The organism is Actinotignum timonense, assembly GCF_900155575.1.
Lineage (GTDB): Bacteria > Actinomycetota > Actinomycetes > Actinomycetales > Actinomycetaceae > Actinotignum > Actinotignum timonense.
The window spans coordinates 154,637-177,886 of sequence record NZ_LT706966.1; the positions used below are offsets into that span (position 1 = coordinate 154,637).

Genomic DNA, 23,250 nt, shown 5'->3' on the forward strand with positions numbered 1-23,250 from the left:
CTGTGGCATTTCTTATCACCATCCTGCTACTGCGGACATACCACCATCGACAACAAGGTCATGTCCGCTGATGAAACTGGCCGCCTCCGATGCAAGGAACACGCAAGCACGGCCAATGTCCTGCGTAGTCGCTGTTCTTTGCAGAGGAACACCCGCCATCCAACTTTGATACCCGGCCGGCCAGCTTGTGGCTAAAGTACCGTCGCTATCGATGAGGCCAGGAGAAACAGAGTTCACTCGAATCCCGTATTTCCCACATTCCAAAGCAAAATTACGAGTTAACATTTTGACGCCAGCTTTGGAGGCATCGTAATGCGCGTGATTCATTGCCGGAACAGATGCCTCAACCGAGGCTATGTTGATGATGGAGCCAGCTACATTTGCTTGCGCCATCTGGGATGCCATCTTTTTCGAGACAATGAACGTCCCGTTGAGATTGACATCAACCACTTGCTTCCACTGCTCAACCGTCATTTCCTCGAGCGAGATTACAGGTTGAACACCCGCGTTATTGACAAGCACATCGACATTTCCGCATTCTTGCACCGCTGCTTCGATCATTTCATCAACATCGGTTTCGGAACAGATATCTCCAACCACTTGGAATGCAGAGACGCCCACACCGCGTATTTCGTTTGCAAGTTCATCCGCTCTGGCGCTTTCGCGCAACGAATGCACGATTACCGAAGCCCCCGCCTGCGCAAAGACTCGGGCAATTCCAGAGCCGAGATTGCCATCGGCTCCCGTAATCAAAACGACTTTATCTTTTAGCTCGTTCATGCGTGAATCAGCTCCACTCCTTCGGGGAATGCGGTCTCTTTATCACCGAGCAACATCGCTCGGTAAGTGTTCTGAGCGGCCTGTTCTAATAGGGATGCACGCCTGAAAGCCATCTCAGGGTCTTCGCCAACCGTGCAGCAACCGTGGTGCGCAAGTATGGCACAATTGTGTTTTTCCATCTGCCGCGCAGCCTCATCGGCGAGTTCGTCCGACCCGTTTGGATGATAGGGAACAACACCAACAGACTTCACGTACAAAGCATCATCGAGTGTAAAGAACCGAATCTCGTAACCCAGAGCATTGAGCAGCACTGCCGTTTGGGGATGCAAATGGAAAATTGAATTCACATCCGAACGGGTTCGATAGATTCTGTCGTGGAGTTTCCACTCACTTGAGGGGCGAGAATCGAAAGGACCGGTTTGCCCAATTTTCATTCTCGCGAAAGATGCCGGGGTTAGCTCATCGAGCCAGGTACCCGACTTGGTAATGAAATACTCATCGGAGCCAGGGGTACGCACCGAAATATTACCGCCGGAGCCTAGGACCAATCCCGAGGCTACCGCTGTATGTGCGTGCCGAATCAGGCTATCCACCAACTCCTCTGTCGTCTTGTACAATTTTCCTCCATGTATTTGTCAACTTCTCACCCGCATCATCGAGAACTGAAAACGTCCCTCGCGGAAATACGTCTTAGCGAACAAAATCGGTAAATGGTCTCTATCGAAATGCAACTGGTACAGCCCTAAGAAGGACTCATCGCGGGCTTCGTGTTGCATCCCGAAATCACTTCCCACAACCGCGTGTAGATCGGTCGAGGCGTATTTGATCGAGTGGCCTACAAGATCGCATAGCGCAAAAATCGAGCCGTGTATCGACTGCACATCGAATTCAGGGGGGAAGATTCCGGCGCGAATGACTTCGAACGATACAGATACCATCGCTTTATTTGCTTCCACTTCACGACGAGTTTCGATAACTGGTTCGTTATCCTCAAGACGCAGCAACTTTATTTCTGTTTCTGTTGCCGCACGGAGACGTTTTTCGGTATATCGAATCGTTGGATCCATCCCCGCCGCTGCGATTGTCTGAGTCATCGATGTTAACTCTGAGAGATTAGAAGCCATCACCGCCTGTACGTCAGTAACAAATGTTCCCGAGCCTCGGCGACGAATAACCAAACCCTGAGCGGCCAACTCCTGTAATGCTGACCTCAAGGTATTTCGAGATACCCCAAGTTCCGCCGCAAGCACCGGCTCAGAGTCCAACGCCTCTCCCGGTTCCCACTCACCCGCATGGATTCTCTTCCTTAAAACCGATGCCACTTCGGCGGCCGCACCGACATTGGGTGCGCGTGTGACCACTGGAGTTACCGGATTATCAGAATGCGGATACATAGGGCTCAGAGTCATATCATTTCCCTTCGTCGTGCTGTTGCATTGACTTTATCCCATAGGCATCCTGCATCTCCTTACTTGCTATTTCGAACCCTTCCCAGGAAAAACCTGGGGCCATTGTTGTGCCCAGAAGAGTCCACTCTCCTAAAGACATCGACCCTTGCCATACACCGGCTTTCACCACGTGCTGAGGCCGCTGCCCCGCTCTCAAATCGTTTCCGAGTATTGTTTCGCGGCGTTCCCCGCTTTCATCTATCTCGACCAGAAGCAACGGTGCTCCGGCGTACCAGTGGTACACTTCGGGGCCACTCAACCTGTGGAGTTCGGACCACTGATCTCCACCCACGAGGTAGTAGATTGCGGTGGAATGCTCATCGACATAGGTTTGTCGATGCAGTCCGCCTTCCTGGTCAAGCTCGGAAAGATCTAGCAGCTGTGCAATTTCCTCACGCGTCAATGGGTTCACGTTTCGTCTCCTCCTTCTTTTTCTTGACGAAATTCACGGTCGTCAGCAACAGTGCGAGCAGAGTAACGACGTAGGGGGCGGCGTCGGTCACTTGGGTTGGAATACCGATTCCCTGCGCTCGGAAGCCGAGAGCTTCGGCCGTACCGAAGAGGGCCGCGGCTCCAAGAACTCCAATTGGGTGAGAACGTGCGAGCATGACTGCAACAACGGCAATCCATCCGCGCCCGGCGGACATCTCTTCAGAGAATTGCACAACGTTCCCCAACGCCAGTTGGGCACCACCTAGGCCGCACAGAAGACCCGAAATAATAACAGCTGCGTACTTGTAGGAAACAGGATTGACACCAAGGGTTTGTGCCGCGAGAGGCTTCTCTCCAACCCCGCGAAGCCGCAACCCGAGTGGCGTACGGAAGATAACAATCCATGCGACGAAAACAAGTACGAATGCGAGGTAGCCCAATACCGTTTGGCTGAATAGCGCCTTGCCAATCCACGGAATGTCACTGAGCAAGGGGATCGAGTAGGTTTTCAATCCCACAATCCGCGGATCCACGAATGTACCCGACGTATGGAAAAGCCCCACCAAGAGGAAGGAGGTGACACCCGTTGCCAGAATATTCATAGCGACGCCGATAACAATTGGTTCCGCCCCGCGGTTGACACTTCCATAGGCCAGGATCAATGTAAAGATTCCCGCAGCAAACATGCCTCCCAGCGCACCCAGGAGAGCACTGCCGGTGTAATACGAGGTGGCCACCGCGAAGAAGCAGCCGATCAGGAGTTGTCCCTCAAGCGCAATATTGAATATGCCTGCTTTATCGCAGATCAAACCCCCAAGCGCAGCAAATAGAATTGGGATAAGAGCTCGAACAATAGAGTCGATGAGTGCAGCATCAAACATTATTTCTCGCCCCCTTCAGCAAAGGCGTGGTTTTCGGCCTGAGGTTGTGATGACGATGCGTTATCTGTCGTTTCGCCACTAGGATCTGCTTTCTGCTTCTTCTTGAAGGACGGAAGTGCAACCCTGAAGACGATCAAAACGATAACGACGCCCTGAATTACGGCAGCAATCTGGGGAGACATTCCCAAGCCTCGGCTCATTGAACCGGCGCCCGCCATAATGGCTCCGAAGAACAGACCTGCGATGAGAACTGCATACGGACGGTACAGAGCTAGGAGTGCCACCATCAGCCCGGTCCATGCGTACCCGGAAGATAACAAAGCTCCGTCAATGAGGCGTGTTTCAGGAGCTCCGATCGTGAGCATCACGCCAACTAGCCCCGCTATTCCACCAGACAGAGCCATGACTTGGAGGCTCAGTTTCCGTTCGCTCCCACCGCCGTAGCGAATGAAAGTGGGATTCTTCCCGTTGAGCCCGGATTCATATCCAAAGATCGTGTTCCGGTTGACGTAAGCCATTCCGATCACAACGAGCAGAATGATAACGAATGACCAGTTCACAGAATTACCTATAGTGGAAATGAAATTACCGCGTCCCAGGCTTTCCGATATTGACTTGCCAAGCCCTGACCTCAAGGGAAGAAGCATGGGGATTTGAACGTCAAGAGATATCTGTTCCGAGGCAACCATCTGCGATGACTGGTCTTTCAACGGGTATCGGATCATCCACGATGCAAAGAAACGTGCTGGATATGAAAGTAGAAGCGATGTGATGAGAATCGGCACTCCGGGCCAGAACTGGAGAATACCAGAGAGCAACGCCCAGAGCATTCCGCCAATAATTCCACCGACAATCGCACATACCATCACGAGTAGGCCAGGACCTGGCATGTACAGTGCCACGATGCCACCCACTAGCCCGCCCATGATCATTTGGCCTTCAGTACCGATATTGAGAATTCCAGACCGGAAAGCAACCGCCGTAGCCATTGCCATTCCGATCAGAGGAATCGCTCGCTGTATCGCATTGGTGACGCCGGCAGAGGTAAGGATTGAGCCTTCTGCCATTGTTGTGTAGGCATCGGTGGGGGAATATCCCGCAGCAGCGATAAATATCGCGCCAATGATAAACGCGGCAAGGATTGACAGGGGAATCGGCCCCGCCAACCAGCGCAAAACAGCGTTCATTTTAGTCTTCATGGCCTAGTGCACCTCCTGCCATGAGTAGGCCCAGCTTGCTTTCAGTAGCTTCACTAACCGGCATCTCGGCTACTATCTCGCCTTCATACATGACGGCAACGCGGGTGGATAGCGAGAGAATCTCGCTCAGTTCCGCGCTAATCAGGAGGATTCCGCCACCGGCATCACGATAGTGGGTCAGCGTTGAGTGAATGAACTCAATAGCTCCGATATCAACTCCGCGGGTTGGCTGCTCCGCAACTAACAGTGGCGAGTTGTATTCCAATTCGCGCGCAATGAGTATCTTTTGCAGATTCCCACCAGAGAGGGTGCCAACCGCAATATTCTCATTCGCGATCTTGACAGAGAACTTTTCGATGAGTCGCCGCGCGAAGGAAGCGCGGGCGGGGCGATCAATGATTCCTTTCCGTTTAGTCAGTTCCTTGCTGCGATGGTGCCCCATTGCCAGATTCTCTTCCGCGGATGCCTCCGGCGCCGCACCCACACCTTGCCTATCTTCCGGGATATACGAGAGTCCCTTTTCGCGCCGTTTTCGTACGGTTGCGCTGGTGACATCGGATCCCGATATAGATACCGAACCGCTCGTGATCGGAATCAGCCCGGCGATGGCGCTCGCTAATTCGGTTTGTCCATTTCCGGCTACTCCAGCTATCCCGAGAATTTCTCCCTCGCGGACTTCGAGCGAAAGATTACGAACTTTCGTTTGCTTTTGGGAGTCTTGAACACACAGGTTCTTTACCTCAAGCACCGTACGTCCCGGAGCAAGTTGGGAGGGCGCCTGCGTGAGATCCACATCGCGACCCGTCATCGCGTGCGTCACCGATTCCGGAGTAGCTTCGGCCGTATTCATTCGTGCTACCACTTGCCCGTCGCGCAAAACAGTAACCCGGTCAGAGATCTCCATAACCTCCCGGAGCTTGTGGGTAATAAGAATGATGGTCTGACCCTGCTCCTTGAGCTGCCGCAAAACATCAAATAACTGGTCTGTTTCTTGCGGAGTCAAGACGGCCGTTGGTTCATCGAGAATCAACACCTTCGCGCCACGATAGAGAACCTTGATGATCTCCGCGCGTTGCAGGAGACCTACGGGTGCATCTGCCACGCGCATGCGAGGATCTACATCCAGACCAAAGCGTTGCGCGTAGCTTTCGACAATTTCGACAGCCTCAGCCCGGTTAATCAAACCTCCGGTTGTCGGTTCCTTGCGGAATACGACATTCTCAGCAACCGTCATGGACGGGAACATCTGGAACTCTTGGAATACCATTCCAATTCCGGCTCTGATAGCGTCCAGCGGGCTTGAGAAGTGAACTTCCGTCCCATCAAGGAAGATCGAACCTTCATCCGGGGTATAGAGTCCAGACAGAATGGACATGAGGACTGATTTCCCTGCGCCGTTCTCGCCCATGAGCGCATGAATCTCACCCTTTTTCACCGAAAAAGTGACGTTCTTATTTGCCTGGACACCGGGGAAGGATTTTGTGATGCCTCTCATTTCGATATCAAGCATTGGCATCCTCCCTTCTTACAAAAGTGGAGTGGGGCCGTGTAGGTTTCCAGCCCCACTCCGTTGGGATTAGTTAAACTTGCCGGTTGCGTCAGGTGGCGTAATTTCGCCGTCGATAATTTTTTGCTTGATTTCCGCAAGCTTCGCAACCACATCCGGATGATCCATGACCGTGCATTGCGATTCCGCCGCACCCGGAGCGAGCGAAACAAGATCCATGCCGCCTTCTGCCAAACCGAAGGATGAGAACGATTCAGCTTGTCCAGCATCAATCTTGTCGATGAGTTGCGGAATTAGCGAATCCATGAGTTTCAAAGTGCCGTCACCAACCCCGCCAGGAGTCAGCGGGCACTGGTTCACATCAACGCCGTACCCGGTTACACCGCCACTTCCAGTCGCCTCAAAAATGCCGCCGTTCGATCCGGAAGCTACAGCGAAGATATGATCCACTCCCTGAGCAACTAAGGCAGATGCCTGCTCTTTGGCTCGTGCAGGATCGGAGAAGGGACTATCACCACCAATGAACAGCTGCTGGTCCGATACCGCCGGATTGGCAGCCTTAGCTCCCGCAGCGTACGCGTCGGTGTACCGGTGAATGAATGGAATATCTACCGCTCCGACCGAGCCAACACGATTGCTCTTTGTGAGTAATCCAGCTTCATATCCGAGTAGATAGGCAGCTTCGTGTTCGCGGAAGACTGCGCAGTACATATTGGACGGGTAGGGGCCCGCCGGGCAGTCATCAATGTGAATGAACTTCTGGTCCGGATAGCGTTCTGCATATTCGAACGCTACGTCCGTATAGGAATACGTGATAGTTACGATGTAGTCAGGGTTTTCGGCAATTGCCTGATCCATATTTTGGCGAATCGAGGTTTGATCGCTATTCCCCTCATAAACCTTGGCGGTTCCTCCGTGCTTTTCAGCGGCTTTCTCAACGCCAATCTTTCCCGATTCCAGGAACTTGTTAACGCCGATGGGGTCATTGGTCAGGTAGATATAAGTAGGGCCATCGGAACCGCCCTTGGCCGTCCCATTGTCCGCGTTGTCACTTCCACCGCATGCAGTGAGGGAAAGGGACAGAGCCGCGACACCTAAGATAGCCGCAAGCTTTGACTTCGCCTTTGAAGTAGCCACGCTGTTCTCCTTAGATTATTTCTCTATTTTGTGCGAATAGGTCCGAGAGGTACCGTTGCAAGTGTTTCACCACGAGCAATACGAATGACTCGCCGATCCGTGACAATAGCGGTGATATTCTCGTGCGGTGTCACGTCAAATGCAGGGTTGATAGCCTCGGTTCCTTCAGGAGCCGTCCGAACTCCGTGGAAGTTCGCAACTTCCTCGCTACCACGGTCCTCGATCTTGATATCTTCACCCGTCTTCGTCGCCATATCGATGGTCGATTCCGGAGCCACAATAATGACTGGAAGATTCATTGCCTTAGCACCAAGCGACAGGGAGTAGGTACCGATTTTATTAGCGGTATCACCGTTAGCCGCGATGCGATCAGCTCCGGCAAAGAAGGCCTGAGCAAAACCGCGACGAAGCAGGAAAGGCCCGGCGGAATCAACAATGAGCCGGTAGGGTGCACCCATTTGCTGGAGTTCCCAAGCGGTAAGTCGCGATCCCTGCAGTAGGGGACGCGTTTCAACCGGAAGTGCTTCCTTAAGAGTTCCCCGCTCGAACATGGTCTGGATAACACCGAGTGCGGTTCCCCGCTCCACGCAAGCCAAACCACCGGTGTTGCAGACAGTCATAACCGAATGCTGCCCTTCACCAAGCAGTTCTTCCATAAGATCCGCACCGTACTGCCCCATGGAATAGCACGAAGCAATATCCTCGTCGCGAATCTTTAGCGCCTCTTCAAGAATCCGCTCCTTGCCTTCACTCGCGTATTGCATAACGCGTTTAACGCCCCAGGAAAGATTGACAGCAGTCGGACGAGCATTCGCGAGACGATGAGCAGCCTCTTCTAGTTCACTTCCGGTCAGTCCCTGCTGGGCAACCAGTGCAACGCCCAGGCCCCCCGAAACTCCCAGAGCGGGTGCGCCGCGTACTGCCAGTCGCTTGATGTCATCGATAAGTTCGTCAAGATCTGACACTTTTCGCACTACCAGTTCGCCCGGCAGTTTCGTCTGGTCAATGAGTTCAATATGCCCATCGATCCAATCAATAGTCCTCATTGACTACCTCCTTCATCTTGTAAGTTGTTCTACAAGCCTGTCACAGCTGTGCCATCTTGTCAATAAGTTATTCTACATCTAAGTCTATTGTTGGACATGTACTCACAAGGAGGTAAGTACATATGGATCAGAAAACGTTACTTGAGGCTTTTGGGTGGTTAGGGTCGCTCCTTGTCGTTCTTTCCCTGATCCTGCCTAACCAAAGAAAGTTCCGTTTTTGGAACTTCGTCGGCAGCGGTATCGCCGCTATTTACAACCTCATCTTGGGCATTTGGCCTATGGTTATCATGAATACGGCAATCGTGATTATTGATCTTTACTGGCTTCAGCGCCTCATACGGAAGGACCGCGATCACCGAAAAGATGCGGATTCCAATGCGCAGTCCCAAGCGCCAACGCCCGCTTCCAATACGTAAGAACCTACAAAGAGATATCAACATTCACAGGAGTTTTCCATGAAGAAGCTGATCCTAGATCTTGATACCGGCATCGATGATTGCCTGGCACTTGCCTATGCTTTGGGTTCCCCGGAGGTAGAAGTCATTGGAGTAACCGGCACGTTCGGGAATGTCCAGCGGGATACGGGCATCCAGAACAGCCTTAGCCTTCTTGATCTATTCGGCCATCACAACATTCCCGTCTTTGCCGGAGCTTCCCACGCCCTCCAGCGTTCTACTTTCACTGTCCAAGAAGCATCAGCGCTGATTCATGGACGAAACGGCCTTGGTGACGTACAAATCCCACAATCCAACCGGCAGCCTGAGCCAGAATCCGCCTGCGACTTCCTGATCGAATCGGCGAAGGAATACGGCGAGAACTTGGTAATCGTGGCGACCGGACCAATGACTAACCTCGCTCAAGCTTTGGAAAAAGACCCAGGTTTCCACAATCGGTGCCAGATTGTCATCATGGGTGGGGCCCTGACGGTTCCGGGCAATTGCAATCCCGTACAAGAGGCAAATATCTCCCAGGATCCCGAAGCCGCTGATGCCCTGTTCCGTTCCGGAGCGAAGGTCACCATGATCGGTTTGGACGTCACACTACAAACGCTCCTCACGTACGAAGAAACCGCAGCCTGGCGCCGAATTGGAACACCGGCAGGAAACTACGTAGCAGACATAACCGACTCATACATTCGGGCATACGGCACAATCGCTCCTTATTTAGGTGGCTGCGGACTTCACGATCCACTCGCGGTAGCTATCGCAATAGATCCGTCACTCGCTTCTTTCTTCGAAACCAACCTGAAAGTCGATGTGGAAGAACCTTTCCGAGGTAGGACAATCGGAGATGAGCACCGCCTTAACGATCCGAATAAGACCGTCAAGGTGGCACTCGAGGTCAATGCCGAGCTCTTCTTAAAGGAATTCATGCACCGGATATCAACTCTTCTGCGTAGCTGCGCTATCTAGAAATGGTGCCCGCACTCACCTTCGGCGGCGAATTCATATCCCTTCCGCCCCGCTCCGCTTCGCGCGCACTCCCGGTTCCGCCCGGCGCGGTGCTGGTGCAATCGGGGCGCCAGGCTCTCGGCCTCATCGCCCAGGCCCTCGCCGCCCGCGGCATCCGCCGCTTAATCGCGCCCGGATTCCTGTGCGCCACCGCGCTTGAGCCTTTCCAGCTCGAAGGCATCCGGGTCCACTGGGTGCAGGTCGGCCCGGATCTCCTGCCCGCCCCGGCCCTCCTCGCCGAACTCCTCACCGAGCCGCGGCGCTGCGCGGTGCTCGTCTCCACCACCTTCGGCGCCCGGCCCACGCCAGAGTTGCGCACCGTGCTCGAGGGGTGGGAGCGCCGCGGTGGCGTCGTCGTCGCCGATCTCACGCACGCGCCTTTTAGTGCCGCAACCATACACAAGGTTCCGACGCGTTATGCCGTGGCATCTTTGCGGAAATGGTTTCCGATTCCCGACGGCGCCTGGGCGCTCGGCGCCGCGCTTCCCGCCGCGGCTGCGGAAAATGCGTTGGCGCGCGAGGCGACGCGCTGCGGGTTGCTGCAATTGCGCGGGGAGGAGCACGACGGAGCAGCTGAGGCCGCCATTGATGCCGCTCTCAGCCCGAGCCCGATGAGCGGGCCGGCCCGGGATATTCTTGACCACCTGGATGTCGGAGCGGCGCTGGAACGGCGGCGGGCCAATGCCCGGGCTTTGCGGGCGGCCTTGGTCAGCGAGGGCGTGCCAGAGGCTGCGCTCTTCGGCGATGGGGAAGAAAACGGTGCGCCCTACGCCCTCGCCCTGCGTCTAGGCGCACTACCGCCAAGCCGGTCCGCCGCGCATAACCCACATAACATTGCCGAGCGCCTCGCCGCCCGCGGGGTTTACACCCCTGCTTTTTGGCCGCGGCTCAGCCACAGCGTGGACTGGCCGCATATCCTCGCCCTGCCCATCGACCAGCGCTACTGCCCCGGCCAGATGCCCGAGCTCGCTCGGCGGGTGGCGCAGGTGCTGCGGGCAGAATAAGCCCGAGCCCCGCACCTAGATTCGGCGCACTGATTCGCGCATACGTAGCGGCATATCCACCAGGTGAATATCGCGGTCCCCCGCACCTTCCTCGCCCAGGAGCCGGGTGGCAGTTTGCCCGATCTCCCAGTAGGGAATTGCGATGGTGGTGAGGGCCGGGTGAACGTAGAGCGCGATTTCATCGTCGTCGAACGAAGCAATCGAGAGATCATCGGGCAGGTGCATGCCGCGCCCCAAACACTGCTGAATCGCACCCAAAGAAATACGGTCGTTGAGAGCGAGAATCGCGGTGCACTCCGGGCCGTTATCCAGCAGCTCGCCCATCGCCTCGTATCCGAGATCCGGATCCCACAGCGTACCCGGGAAAATCTTCACCGGTCTGAGGCCCGCTTCTTCAAAAGCATCCAGTATTCCGTCAAAACGATGGCAGATGGTGGCGGAGATGCGTGGCTCGCGCAATTCGTCATCCATGCCGATAATCGCGATGTTGCGATGCCCCGCCTCAATAAGCACATTAGCCACGCGCCGCCCCGCCTCGTATTCGGCCGGAAGCACCGCCGGGAAACTTCCCTCCCGATCCGGCACCGCATTGCACACCACCACCGGCAGGCCACGCACAATCTCCGGAACGGTGATCATTTTTGCGCCCATTTCCGCGAAAATAAGGCCATCGACGTTGCGATTGAGCATCTCGCGTACCGAGTTCTCCGCACGGCTCGCGCTATCCCCCACTTCCGCGAGGAACACGATTTTTTCCGCCTGGTCTGCGGCATCGAGGATACCGCGCAGCATGGCCGAGGCGTAGCGCGTGACCGTAACATCCCGGCTGATCACCCCGTAAATCCCGGTGGTATTGGTCCGCAAAGAACGCGCGGCCGGGTTGGGGCGGTAATTGAGGGCAGCCGCTGCCTCAATCACCCGATCCCGTACTTCTTGGGAGAGACGCGCGGGGCGATCATTGAGTACCAAGCTCACCGCGGTGGGTGAAACACCCGCTCGTTGTGCCACCTGAGCGATCGTCGCTCGCTTCATTCAACCTCCTCGCGCCGTTCTTCCCACCCTTGGGCCACAGCCTGAGCTAAGGGTATCCGATCACCAAGGTGACCAAGCTCACCTACGTCCCCACATTGCGCATACTCACCGGCGGTCCTATAGTTTCTGGCAAGTGCTAAATGCATTTATCACGGTGCAAAGGTGCCGCGTGATGGTTCTTAGCACGTTCCCGCTTCCCGGGCGGGGCGCCAACCAAACCCAAGGAGGGGTGATGAGTAAAAGATTCCGGAAACTCACCGCACTAACATCCGCCGCTGCACTTGCTTTCACGCTGAGCGCCTGCAGCAAGGGCGGAACCACGTCCCAAGGCAATGTTGCGGACGGGAAACAAGAAGTCACCATGTGGACTCATAACGCCGGCAACGAAGAAGAGCTCGCCGCCATCGAGCAGATCGTTGCTGATTACAACGCACAATCCGATAAGTACCAGGTCACCATGCAAGCGTTCCCGCAGGCTTCCTACAACCAATCCGTGGTGGCGGCCGCTTCTTCCAATAGCCTGCCGTGCATTATGGATATTGACGGCCCCAATGTTCCTAACTGGGCGTGGGCCGGCTACCTTGCCCCGCTCGAAGGCATGGATGACACCCTCAATAAATTCCTCCCGACCACGGTGGGGCGCTACGAGGACAAGATCTACTCCTACGGTTACTACGATGTGGCCCTCTCTATCATTACCCGCAAGTCCATCCTCGACGAATTCGGTATCCGCACCCCCACCGTGGATCAGCCCTGGACGCGTGAGGAGTTCACCGACGCGCTCGCCAAGGTGAAGGCTTCCGGGAAGTACGCGGTGCCTTTCGATATCAACACCGCTGACCAGGGCGAATGGTATCCCTACGCTTACTCCCCCTACCTGCAAAGCTTCGGCGGGGATCTTATTGACCGCTCGAAGTTTGAAAGCGCGGAAGGCGCCCTCAACGGCCCGGAAGCCTTGGAATGGGCGAAGTGGATGCGTTCTCTGGTCACTGAGGGATACACGCCGGCCAATGCGGGTTCGGATCCCACCCAGGACTTCATTAACGGAAAATCGGCTTTCTTGTGGATGGGTTCGTGGGCAGCGCAGCCCACCGAAGAGGCTTTTGGCGACGACGTCGTCTTCCTCCCGCCGCCCGATTTTGGCAAGGGCCCGAAGATTGGCGGCGGCTCCTGGCAGTGGGGCATGTCGCCGTCGTGCCCAGCCCCCGAGGGAGCGCTGGATTACATGAAGTTCGCCGCTCAGGATAAGTACGTGGCTTCGGTTTCGGTGGCTACCCGTAATATCCCAGCAACCGATGCTGCCACCGCGGAAGTTCCGGCCTTTGCCGAGGGCGGGAAGTACTCCATCTTCCGGGAATTCTCCAAGAAGTACGCGGTGCTGCGCCCCGAAACTGCCGGCTATCCCTTCATCGCTACCGAATTCACCAAGGCAACCCAGGACATTCTCAACGGCGGGGATCCCAAGAAGATCCTCGACCAAACCGTGGCGAATATTGACGCCAACCAAAAAGCCAACGGCTTCTTCAAGTAACACCTGATGCGCGAGGCGCGTGAGCTACCACCGGCAGCTCACGCGCCCTGCCGAAAGGCCAGTGATATGACTTCTGCACCCCAGGCCACCGCGGAGAGTAAGCACGCGCTCCGGCCGGCGCCAGCATCTTCTCAGCGTGCTCAGCCAGCTGCTGCGTCGTCGCGAAAATACCGACGCGAAACTTCCGCGCAAGCACGGGCCGGGTGGGGAATGCTGGCCCCCGCGGGAATCCTCATGCTGCTTTTCCTTGTGGTTCCCATCGTCCTGACTTTTATCCTTGCGTTTACCGACGCGCGCCTCATCTCCCCGCGCCCGATGCAATTCATCGGCCTGGAGAATTTTGAGCGGTTGTTTGGAACCGAGGTCTTTTGGGCGTCCCTGCGCAATACCCTCATTTTCGCCCTCGTTATTGTGCCCGGGCAGTCGGGCCTGGCGCTTATTATGGCGCTGCTCGTAAATAAGAAGTTCCCGGGCTTGAATTTCTTCCGCACCGTTTTCTTCCTGCCCATGGTCACCTCCATGGTGGTGGTATCCATGCTGTGGCTCTTCATGTACCAACCCGATGGCCTGCTCAACGCGCTGTTGGCCAAAATCGGTATTTCCGGCCCGGATTGGTTGGGTGATCCCAGTTGGGCGCTCTTCGCCATTATCGTGATGTCCGCCTGGCAGGCCGCCGGGATGCATATGATTATTTGGCTTTCCGGCCTGCAAACGATCCCGGGTGAACTTTATGAAGCGGCGGCTCTGGACGGGGCGTCGAGCTGGCAGCAATTCAAACACGTGACCTGGCCGGGTCTGCGCCAAACCCGCACCTTTATTCTCATTACGATCACCATCGCAGCGTTCTCGCTGTTCACCCAGATCAATATTATGACGAAGGGTGGGCCCCTCGATTCCACCTCAACGGTGGTCTACCAGGCGGTGCGCACCGGATACGACCAGCAGCAAACCGGCTACGCCGCGGCGATTTCCCTGGTCTTCTTCGTCCTGGTTCTCGCCGTCAATCTGGTGCAACGCTATCTCACTCGCGATAAGGAGGCCCGCGCATGAGCACCGCGACGTCATCTCGCAGCATCCCCCGCGCTATTGGAATCTGGGCGCTGCGTATTGGGCTGGCCGCCATTTTCGGCCTGCCGCTCCTTTTCATGGTGGTCTCCAGTTTCAAACCGGATACCCAGATTTTCGGGGATATGGGCGGCCTGGAGGCTTTCCTCCCGGTGGGCGACCTCAGCTTCGATAATTACTCCGGAGTATTCAACCGGGTACCTTTCTGGCGTTTCCTCCTCAACTCCGTCATCATCTCGGTGTGCATCGTGGTTTTCGGGCTCATCGTCAATTCCATGGCGGCCTTCGCGCTCTCCCGCCTGCAATTCCGGGGCCGCAAGATTTCGCTGACGCTGGTGATCGCCACCCTCATTGTTCCCTTTGAAACTCTGGCACTGCCCCTGCTGTGGTGGGTCAATAAGCTCCCGTGGTTGGATGCGAACGGCTTCTCGCAGAGCTGGCTGGATACCTACCAGGTCCAGATTGTGCCCTTTATTGCCAATGCACTCTCGATTTACCTCTTCTACCAGTACTTCGATTCCATTCCGCGCGAGCTGGATGAAGCGGCACGCGTGGACGGGGCAAGCTGGTTCAAGATCTACCGTTCTATCGTCATGCCGCTCTCCGGCCCGGCTACCGCAACGGTCGCGATTCTGACTTTCCTACCGGCGTGGAATTCCTACCTGTGGCCACTCATGACGGTGCGCTCGGAAGAGTTGCGCCCGGCGATGATCGGGATCGACTATTTCCAGCAGCTCAACGTATCCTGGGGCCAGATCATGGCGTTCTCCACGCTGATCACCGTTCCTGTCATCATGCTGTTCCTGGCTTTCCAGAAACAATTCGTCAATTCTATTGCCGCTTCCGGTATTAAGGGATAACCATGTCGCTTTCCTTTGAGTTCACCGCCGACCACGATGCGGCGCTGGCCCGGGCTCGCGCCGCGAATGCCCAGCTCGCCGCCGCCGTGAACCCGCGCTGGTACCCGCGTTTCCATATCGCGGCACCCGCCGGTTGGATCAACGACCCGAACGGCCTGGTCCACACCGGCGAGGAACTCCACGTTTTCTTCCAGCACCACCCCTATTCCACCGAGTGGGGGCCCATGCACTGGGGGCACGTGGTTTCGCGCGACGGCGCCACCTGGGAGCGCCGCCCCCTCGCCCTGGCTCCTTCCCTGGAAGCCGACCGCGACGGCGTCTTCTCCGGATCAGCCCTCCAGGCCACCTGCGGGCACCTCGAAGTGTTCTACACCGGGAACCGCAATGTGGCGGAGCCGGCTCCAGCCAGCTGCGGGCAGTCGCAGTGCCGGGCGATCTCACGCGACGGAGTGACTTTTGAGAAGAAGGGCGTCGTCGTACCTACCCCGGAAGGCGTGCGCGATTTCCGCGACCCGAAGGTCTGGCGCCACGGCGATACCTACCGCATGGTCGTGGGCGTGCAAAGCCGCGACCGCCGCGGCGAAGTGTGGATGTACAGCTCCCCCGACCTGGCCCGTTGGACTTTCGACCGCGTCCTCTACCGCCACCCGGACCCGCGGGTTTTCATGCTCGAATGCCCCGATTTCTTCCCGCTCGGCGATACCTGGGTGCTGATTTTTTCGCCCATGGGCATCCGCCCGGAAGGTTTCGCGCATTGCAACGTCAATAGCGCGGGCTACCTGCTGGGCAGCTGGCGGCCCGGAGGTAGTTTTGAACCCCGCGCGCCGTACCGCACCCTCAATTGGGGGCACAGTTTTTACGCGCCACAGACCTGCCTCATCAATGGCCAGCGCACCCTTTTCGGCTGGATGGGCAGCTTCGGGCGCGCCCCGGCCTCCGCGGCCGACGGCTGGTCCGGCCAGCTCACGGTACCGATGAGCGTCCACCTCGAGTCCGGTGAACTGTGCTTACGGCCCGCCCCTACCCTCACGCGCCTGCACGGCCGCTGTTTATGGAACGACGACGCCGCCCTTTCGGCCAGCGCGCCTACCATCCTCGCCCGCGATGTGACCGCGGCGGATATTTCCGTGACTCTGCTTGCGGGTGCATGTGAACGGCTGCGCCTGCGCATTGGTTCGGATACCAGTTCGGTGAGCATTATCGTGGATCGTAATAGCGGCACCATCGGGGTGGATCGCGGCGGCGCGGTGGGCAATCTGGGCTACCGGGCTGCGCCCTGGGCTCCGGCCTACCGGCTTTGGGGCGAGCGCGCCGCCGAGATTGCGGACTCAGCTCCGCTTGCTGAGCTAAGTTTCCGGGTGCTTGTGGATGCCGGCTCGGTGGAAGTGATAGCCGGGAACGGCGAGCGGGTGCTCTCCTCGCTGGCCTTTGTGGAGGGCAAACGTGATATCACCCTCCTGGCTGAGGAGGGTGATATCACGGTCGCGGCCTCGGTATGGGAGATGACGGACGCCTTCCCCCAGGCGGAGCCAGTGCTAGAAATTGACGCCGAAGCGGGAAGCTAAGCGCGAGCAGCCGCGAGCGCGGCGCTAACGGTTTCGCTCAGTTCCTTCCAGGAGACGATGAACTTCTCCACGCCTTCACTCTCGAGCTGGGCGGCCACATCGCCCATATCCACGCCCACCGCGGCCAGCTCTTCGAAGACTCGGTGGGCCTGGCCGTAGTTATCCCGCACGGTATCCCCGGTGATCTCCGCGTGGTCCGCGGTGGCCTCCAGGGTTTTCTCCGGCATGGTATTGACGGTTGCCGGCGCCACCAGTTCGGTGACGTACAGAGTATCCGGATAATTCGGGTTCTTCACCCCGGTGGAAGCCCATAGCGGGCGCTGGGCATGCGCGTGATCCGCCGCGAGGGTAGCGAAACGCTCGGAGGCAAATTTCTTCTCGAAGATTTCGTAAACGAGGCGGGCGTTGGCCACCCCGGCCTTGCCGCGCAGCGCCAGGGCTTCCTCGGTGCCGATCTTCTCCAGGCGGGCATCAACTTCGGTATCCACGCGGGAAACGAAAAGCGAGGCCACCGAGTGGATATCGCTGAGCGCATGCCCGGAACGCTGAGCCTTTTCCAGGCCGGCCAGGTAGGCATCCACCACTTCGCCGTAGCGAGCCAGGGAGAAAATCAGGGTGACGTTCACGGAGATTCCGTGCCCGATCACTTCGGTAATAGCCGGCAGCCCTTCCTTGGTGGCCGGGATTTTGATCATGGCATTCGGGCGGTCCACCCGGTCCCACAGCTGGCGGGCCTGGGCCACGGTTGCCGAGGTATCATGCGCGAGTTCCGGGGAGACCTCGATGGAAACGCGGCCGTCTTCCCCGCCGGATTCTTCAAAAATGGGGCGGAAAATATCGCAGGCGTCCTGGACGTCCTTAATGATGATGTCGAAGATCGCTTCGTCGCCGTCCTTGCCGGCCGCGGCAGTGGCGGCCACCTGCTCAGTGTAGCTTTCTCCATTGCGCAGGGCCGCGGCGAAAATCGTGGGATTCGTGGTCACGCCGCGCACAGTATGCGTCTCGATAAGGGAAGCGAGGTTCCCGGAAGCGATACGCTCCCGGGATAGATCGTCCAGCCAGATACTCACTCCGGCGGCGCTCAGGCTAGCGGTACTCATATTCGTGTCCTTTCTTGGTGGAGCCCGGTGGCGTTCTCATGATGCCTTCCGGCTTTCTCACGGGCCGGGCAACGTTCTCACGGTGCCCGGCGGCATCCTGATTGCGCCGTTAGGGGCTTAGTTATCCGCGGCGCTGCGGATCTCCAGGTCATGCGGGGCGGGATGGTCGAGGGTGCGGCCCACCGTGCAGGCCCGCGCGATGGCTCGGTCCACGCGCTGAAGCAAGGCACCGCGCTGTTCTTCAGGCATATCGGCGAATTCCACCTCCATCGCGGTGTGGAAAGCGGTGTAGCGGTTATTTTCCCGATCCGCATCCGCGCTCACCGTAAAGGTGGCGCTATAGTCCTCCCCGAGGAGCTGCTCGAAACGGGAATCCGCGCTGAGGGCCTGGCAACCGGCCACCGCCAGCTGCATGAGTTCCCCGGGAGTGAATTGTTCGGGACCTTTCCCGATTTCCACGCTGGCGCCGCGATCATTAACGGCGGTGAAATGAAGATGCCCGATACGCCGGGCAGAGAGCTGAGCCATAGCTACCTCCTTGTTTCTTTCACTTTACGGGAAAGCTCAGCGCTGTGGTGAGCGCGCTTTCCACCAGCGGAAAAGTCCGGCCAAGAAAAGACCGATCGCTGCCAGTACGCAAGCACCCCACAGCGCCGGGGTGAAGGATCCTCCGTGCGCGCCGGCACTTGCAGCGGCCCAACGCGGGGCGACGACGGCGGCCAGCGAGAAACCGAGGAACATGAGGCCGTAGTTGGTTCCATTGTGACGCGGCCCGAAGCTGTGCATGGTCAGCGGCGCGAAAAGACTCATGGTGCCCCCGAAGGCCAGGGCTACCAGGATGGCACCGCTGAGGAAGAGTACCGTTGCCCCGCGCTCGGATAGCGCGAGAAGCGCGAGCCCGCCTGCCGCGCAGCCGAGCACCGCCACCAGGCACAGCGGGATGCCGATACGGTCGGAAAGCCAGCCCCAGGCCAGCCGCCCGGCCGCGTTCGCGACCGCGAAAAGCGAGACGGTGAGAGCCGCGGCTGCGGCGTCGAACCCAATACTCGTGGCGAGCGGGGCCATATTGGCATTGACCATGATGCCACCGAAAGCAGCCGTGACGAAAATAGCGAGGATGAGCCAGAAAGTGGGGGTGGCGAGCATCTGGAGCGGGCTCAGGCTCGCGCGCGGTCCGGCGGCTGCGGCCGTGCCCGCCGGGCGGGGTAGGTAGGCCCCGTATTCTTCGCGGAAGGGACGCACCAGGAAGATGACCGCGGCGGCGTTAATCACTGTGAAAGCAATGCCGAGAATCACCAGGGAGCTATGCACGCCGTAGCCAGCAATGAGATGCTGGCCGGCCGGAGCGATGATCATGGGGCCAATTCCCATCCCTGCGGTGATAAGACCAGCTACCATACCGCGCCGGTCCGGGAAGAAACGCATGGTATTGGTGAGCGCAGCCGAGTAGAAGAGACCCTGACCGCCGCCGGTGACCAACCCGTAGCTAAGCACGAACAGCGCGAGGGTGGGGGCTAGGCCGGCCAGGATATGCCCCAGCCCGAAGCAGATACCGCCCACCGCCATCATCTGGGCCGCGTAACCGCGCCGCAAGAGCGTGCCGGAGGCAATCATAATAAAGGGCACTACCAGGGAGGCGAGCCCGAAGGCCAGCATAATATCCGGCGCTGCCCATCCGCGGCTCGCGGCAAGCGGGCGCACAAAAATAGAGAAGGCGGTGAGCGCCCCCGTGGTCATAATGGCAAGAAGTGTTCCGATAAGAACGCGGCTGCGGCGCGGCATCGTTGCCGGCGGCTGGGCCGCGGGTTCCTGAGCGGCAGGGTGAGTGCTGGTCACGTTAGTCGTAATCTCCATTTTTCCAGAGCCGCACCGGGGCTTCGCACCCGGCTTCCATGGCGGCAAATGTTTCGGGCACGTCGATAATGCGCTGGTTCTTCGAGCCGCGGAACGTGAGGTCACGAATGAACTGGGATTGGATAAAAGGCCCGTCCACCAGCACGTCCACGTGGGAAAGAAGTTCGCGTTTATCTTCGGTTTCTTCCAGGAGCTGCTCGAAGGTGTAGCCGCTCCAGCTCCAAATTGTTTTACTATTCCCGAAGCGTTCCCGGAAACGCCGGGCCAGGGGCAGTAGCACCGGGGTATTGAGGAAGGGCTCGCCGCCCACGAAAGACACCCCGGCCACGTAGCTTTTCGCGCAATCCTCGAGGATGCGTTCTTCTAGTTCCTCTGTGTAGGGGGTGCCGTAGCGGAAACTCTGGGCCGCCACGTTATAGCAGCCCGGGCATTTGAAGGGGCAGCCGGATACGTAGATCGCGCAGCGCACCCCTTCCCCGTCCACCATAACGAAGGGCTTGTAATCGGCAACATAGCTGCGCGATAAGCGCCGCCCATCCCAGGCGCCGGGGCGCTTGGGTTGGTGCACCCCCGGAGCTTCCGGAGGTGTGGAGAGCAGGCGCAATTCTCGCATTCTTCCTTACCTTCTCACGGTCCCTGAGTCACAATACTCCCCGCGCCCGGCACATTCGCCGAGTGCGGGGAGCCTTGCGAGAGTGTGCCCGCGACAAGCTAGGCACACCGGGCGCTGGGCGCTAGGGTGCTCAGGCCGCGCGGCACCGAACACCCACCGCGCTTAAGCGCAGGGACCGTCCATGTGCTTGACGCGGGAAATGATTTCCTCATGCCGGCCGTGCACCATGGGGCGCTTGACCGGGTTACCGAGGTACCCGCAGGTGCGCTTGACAACATCGCAACGGTCGGGATCATCATTGCCGCAATTCGGGCACTTGAAACCTTCCGCCGTGGGATCGAATTCCCCGTTGAAGCCGCACTCGTAGCACTTATCAATAGGAGTATTGGTGCCCAGGTAGGCCACCTTATCGTAAGCGTAATCCCAGACCGCTTCCAGAGCCGCGGTGTTGTGGGTCAGCTTGGGGTACTCGCAGTAGTGGATGAAACCACCCTTGGTGTACTCCGCGTAGGGCGCTTCGAAGTCAATCTTCTCAAAGGGAGTGATCTTCTTGCGCACATCGTAGTGGAAGGAGTTCGTATAGTAATCCTTCGCGGTGATATCCGGAACCGCACCGAAACGCTCGCGATCCATGGAGCAGAAACGGTTGGTGAGGGATTCGGCCGGGGTGGAGTACACGGAGAACCAGTAGGGGTACTCCTTCTTCCACTGGTCAGCGTACGCACTCAAGCGGCGCACGATATCCAGGGTGAATTCCTTCGCTTCCGCGTTATGCTCCCAATTCGGGCCGTAGAACGCGGTAGCCGCTTCGTACAGGCCAATGTAGCCAATGGAAAGCGTGGACCGCTGGTTGTGGAAGAACTTTGTGACGTCCTCATCGCCCTCTTCCGCGCGGATACCCAGGGCACCGTAGCGGTAGAGGATGGGGGCGTTCTCCGGAGTGGCATCCTCACAGCGCTGCGCCCGGTAGACCAGAGCTTCCTTGACCACCTGCATGCGCTCATCGAAGATCTTCCAGAAACGCTGCTTATCCCCGCGCGCCTGCAGCGCGATACGCGGCACGTTGAGGGTGACCACGCCCAGGTTATTACGCCCGGCGTTCACGGCCTCACCGGTTTCCGGATCCACCCACTTGGGCAGGAAGGAACGGCAACCCATGGGAGCCTTGTAATCACCTTCCAGCTCGGTGAGGCGATCATAGGAGAGGACGTCCGGGTACATGCGCTTCGTGGAGCATTCCAGGGCCAGCTGCTTGACGTCGTAATTAGGATCCTCAGGGTTGAGGTTAACGCCGCGGCGCAGCCCGAAAACGAGCTTCGGGAAGATCGCGGTGTGGCCATCGGCCCCGATGCCCTTAATGCGAATGGTCAGGATGGCCTTCTGGATTTCCCGCTCGAAACGGTTGGTGCCCAGGCCGAATCCGAGGGTGACGAAAGGAGTCTGCCCGTTCGAGGAGTAGAGCGTATTGATCTCGTACTCCAGGGACTGCATGGCATCGTAGATGTCCTTCTTCGTCTTTTCCCAGCAGTACTCATCGCGCTTATCTTCGGCAACCCAACGCTGCGCATCCTTGAGGTGCTTGGCGTAATTGAGTTCCGCGTAGGGGGCGAGCACTTCATCGCAGCGATCCACCGAGCAGCCACCGTACTGGCTGGAGGCCACATTCGCGATGATCTGAGCGATCTGCGCGGTAGCGGTGTTAATGGAGCGCGGGGATTCCACCCGGGCGTTACCAATCTGGAAGCCATCACGCAGCATGCCTTCAATATCGATGAGGCAGCAATTGGTCATGGGCTGGAAGGGGTTGTAATCCAGATCGTGGAAGTGGATATCGCCCTTAATATGCGCATTGGCCACCGCCGGGGGCAGCAGGTACTTGAGGGCGTACGCCTTGGCCACCGCACCCGCGGTTAGATCACGCTGGGTGTTAAAAACAGTGGAGTCCTTATTGGCGTTCTCATTGACCACCGTCTTATCGCGCTGCATGAGCTTATCCAGGGAGCGCGAAATATCCATGGCCTGTTCGCGCGCCGTATCGCGATCGTGGCGGTACTCGATATAGGCGCGCGCCACCTGCGGGTAGCGGGATGCCATGAGCACGTTTTCCACTTCCGTTTGGATGGTGGGAACGTCAAGCTTGGCAGCATCAAGATGATCGATTACCGTGCGGGTGGCTTCCTCAACGAATGCGTAATCGTCGATGCCCTGGCTGTTCATTGCCAGCGCGATTGCGCGGTAGATCTTACCGGCGTCAAAGCTAACCGACCGACCGTCACGCTTGGTGACGACTACCCCCGTGGTCGTTGAGGTATCAATCAACATCTTGTGCCTCCGTAAAATTCGAACACTACATATAGTAGTCGGCCAGAATGACACCGGTGTGCTTCGTGCGCCACACGGGTGCGTTTTTTGAGCCGCGCACGCCGTGCCCGACCCCATAAAGGGCGACGCCGCGCCACTCTTGCCCCGCGCCCGCCGAATTTATGATGTGCAACACATTTTTTCGGCACCGCGTTTCGCGCTCACCGGGCGAGCTTACCACTACCTATAGGGGCACCACCCACCCGCCACCCCTACATCTTGCGATAAGTGCGAAACTGGCTCCAAACCGCCACTTCCACCCCAAGCCAGCCCGCGGCCAGCTGGCGGCGTCGTCGTGCTTCATCACCGCAAGCCACCATTTTAGTGGTCTAGCCCACAAATAGCGCGCTAACGCGAACGTAAGTTAACCCATTACTGTTGCAC

At 58.0% G+C, this 23,250-nt stretch carries 22 protein-coding genes; 7 read left to right on the forward strand and 15 right to left on the reverse strand.

The annotated features are described in order from the left end of the window. Positions 1–15: 15 nt before the first annotated feature. The 9 genes from CZ322_RS00695 to mtnA form a co-directional block, all read right to left on the reverse strand. Complete coding sequence (locus tag CZ322_RS00695; RefSeq protein ID WP_087069798.1) at positions 16–780, reverse strand: SDR family NAD(P)-dependent oxidoreductase; 765 nt, start codon at positions 778–780, stop codon at positions 16–18. Continuing rightward, a complete protein-coding gene (locus CZ322_RS00700; protein WP_234984398.1) occupies positions 777–1,373 on the reverse strand; it encodes a class II aldolase/adducin family protein in 597 nt (198 codons plus the stop codon). The genes CZ322_RS00695 and CZ322_RS00700 overlap by 4 nt, the downstream gene beginning before the upstream one ends. Before the next feature lie 42 nt (positions 1,374–1,415). Continuing rightward, positions 1,416–2,189 (reverse strand): GntR family transcriptional regulator, encoded by a 774-nt coding sequence (locus tag CZ322_RS00705; RefSeq protein WP_087069800.1) that lies wholly within the window; start codon positions 2,187–2,189, stop codon positions 1,416–1,418. 1 nt (position 2,190) lies between these two features. Continuing rightward, a complete protein-coding gene (locus CZ322_RS00710; RefSeq protein ID WP_087069801.1) occupies positions 2,191–2,640 on the reverse strand; it encodes a cupin domain-containing protein in 450 nt (149 codons plus the stop codon). Further along, positions 2,621–3,541 (reverse strand): ABC transporter permease, encoded by a 921-nt coding sequence (locus CZ322_RS00715; RefSeq protein ID WP_087069802.1) that lies wholly within the window; start codon positions 3,539–3,541, stop codon positions 2,621–2,623. The genes CZ322_RS00710 and CZ322_RS00715 overlap by 20 nt, the downstream gene beginning before the upstream one ends. Then, entirely contained in the window at positions 3,541–4,740 is a 1,200-nt protein-coding gene (locus tag CZ322_RS00720) for an ABC transporter permease (RefSeq protein WP_087069803.1), read from the reverse strand. Before CZ322_RS00720 ends, CZ322_RS00715 begins: the two co-directional genes overlap by 1 nt. Beyond that, positions 4,730–6,250, reverse strand: a complete 1,521-nt coding sequence (locus CZ322_RS00725) for an ABC transporter ATP-binding protein (RefSeq protein WP_087069804.1) — start codon at positions 6,248–6,250, stop codon at positions 4,730–4,732. The genes CZ322_RS00720 and CZ322_RS00725 overlap by 11 nt, the downstream gene beginning before the upstream one ends. A gap of 66 nt (positions 6,251–6,316) precedes the next feature. Further along, positions 6,317–7,384, reverse strand: a complete 1,068-nt coding sequence (locus CZ322_RS00730) for a BMP family ABC transporter substrate-binding protein (protein WP_087069805.1) — start codon at positions 7,382–7,384, stop codon at positions 6,317–6,319. Between the two features lie 23 nt (positions 7,385–7,407). Next, positions 7,408–8,430, reverse strand: a complete 1,023-nt coding sequence (gene mtnA / locus CZ322_RS00735) for an S-methyl-5-thioribose-1-phosphate isomerase (RefSeq protein ID WP_087069806.1) — start codon at positions 8,428–8,430, stop codon at positions 7,408–7,410. 122 nt (positions 8,431–8,552) lie between these two features. On the opposite strand from mtnA, the gene CZ322_RS00740 reads away from it, so the two are divergent. The 3 genes from CZ322_RS00740 to CZ322_RS00750 are packed head-to-tail and all read left to right on the forward strand — an operon-like array spanning position 8,553 to position 10,885. After that, positions 8,553–8,846, forward strand: a complete 294-nt coding sequence (locus CZ322_RS00740) for a YgjV family protein (RefSeq protein ID WP_087069807.1) — start codon at positions 8,553–8,555, stop codon at positions 8,844–8,846. A gap of 39 nt (positions 8,847–8,885) precedes the next feature. Beyond that, the gene (locus CZ322_RS00745; protein WP_087069808.1) at positions 8,886–9,842 is read left to right on the forward strand and encodes a nucleoside hydrolase; all 957 of its coding nucleotides are present in this window, start codon (positions 8,886–8,888) and stop codon (positions 9,840–9,842) included. 2 nt (positions 9,843–9,844) lie between these two features. Continuing rightward, on the forward strand, positions 9,845–10,885 hold the full coding sequence (locus tag CZ322_RS00750; RefSeq protein ID WP_087069809.1) for a hypothetical protein: 1,041 nt from the start codon (positions 9,845–9,847) through the stop codon (positions 10,883–10,885). A gap of 15 nt (positions 10,886–10,900) precedes the next feature. Here CZ322_RS00750 and CZ322_RS00755 read toward each other — a convergent pair whose 3' ends face one another. Continuing rightward, positions 10,901–11,917 (reverse strand): LacI family DNA-binding transcriptional regulator, encoded by a 1,017-nt coding sequence (locus CZ322_RS00755; RefSeq protein ID WP_087069810.1) that lies wholly within the window; start codon positions 11,915–11,917, stop codon positions 10,901–10,903. 232 nt (positions 11,918–12,149) lie between these two features. Between CZ322_RS00755 and CZ322_RS00760 the strand changes: the two genes are divergently transcribed. The 4 genes from CZ322_RS00760 (at position 12,150) to CZ322_RS00775 (ending at position 16,938) form a co-directional block, all read left to right on the forward strand. Continuing rightward, positions 12,150–13,448, forward strand: a complete 1,299-nt coding sequence (locus tag CZ322_RS00760; protein WP_087069811.1) for an ABC transporter substrate-binding protein — start codon at positions 12,150–12,152, stop codon at positions 13,446–13,448. A 66-nt stretch (positions 13,449–13,514) separates the two neighbouring features. Then, complete coding sequence (locus CZ322_RS00765; protein ID WP_087069812.1) at positions 13,515–14,498, forward strand: carbohydrate ABC transporter permease; 984 nt, start codon at positions 13,515–13,517, stop codon at positions 14,496–14,498. After that, the gene (locus CZ322_RS00770) at positions 14,495–15,373 is read left to right on the forward strand and encodes a carbohydrate ABC transporter permease (protein WP_087069813.1); all 879 of its coding nucleotides are present in this window, start codon (positions 14,495–14,497) and stop codon (positions 15,371–15,373) included. The genes CZ322_RS00765 and CZ322_RS00770 overlap by 4 nt, the downstream gene beginning before the upstream one ends. Before the next feature lie 2 nt (positions 15,374–15,375). After that, a complete protein-coding gene (locus CZ322_RS00775) occupies positions 15,376–16,938 on the forward strand; it encodes a glycoside hydrolase family 32 protein (RefSeq protein ID WP_087069814.1) in 1,563 nt (520 codons plus the stop codon). On the opposite strand, the gene tal is transcribed toward CZ322_RS00775, so the two are convergent. From tal to nrdD, 5 genes are all read right to left on the reverse strand, one after another. Then, entirely contained in the window at positions 16,935–18,038 is a 1,104-nt protein-coding gene (gene tal, locus CZ322_RS00780) for a transaldolase (protein WP_087069815.1), read from the reverse strand. The two genes, CZ322_RS00775 and tal, sit on opposite strands and share 4 nt — an antisense overlap. 117 nt (positions 18,039–18,155) lie before the next feature. Next, positions 18,156–18,566: an OsmC family protein gene (locus tag CZ322_RS00785; protein WP_087069816.1), complete on the reverse strand. Its 411-nt coding sequence runs from the start codon at positions 18,564–18,566 to the stop codon at positions 18,156–18,158. Positions 18,567–18,602: 36 nt separating this feature from the next. After that, complete coding sequence (locus tag CZ322_RS00790) at positions 18,603–19,874, reverse strand: MFS transporter (RefSeq protein WP_159454962.1); 1,272 nt, start codon at positions 19,872–19,874, stop codon at positions 18,603–18,605. A 1-nt stretch (position 19,875) separates the two neighbouring features. Beyond that, positions 19,876–20,505 carry an anaerobic ribonucleoside-triphosphate reductase activating protein gene (gene nrdG / locus CZ322_RS00795; protein WP_087069818.1) on the reverse strand — a complete coding sequence of 210 codons (630 nt, stop codon included), beginning with the start codon at positions 20,503–20,505 and terminating at the stop codon, positions 19,876–19,878. A 162-nt stretch (positions 20,506–20,667) separates the two neighbouring features. Beyond that, on the reverse strand, positions 20,668–22,827 hold the full coding sequence (gene nrdD / locus CZ322_RS00800; RefSeq protein WP_087069819.1) for an anaerobic ribonucleoside-triphosphate reductase: 2,160 nt from the start codon (positions 22,825–22,827) through the stop codon (positions 20,668–20,670). Positions 22,828–23,250 lie beyond the last annotated feature (423 nt).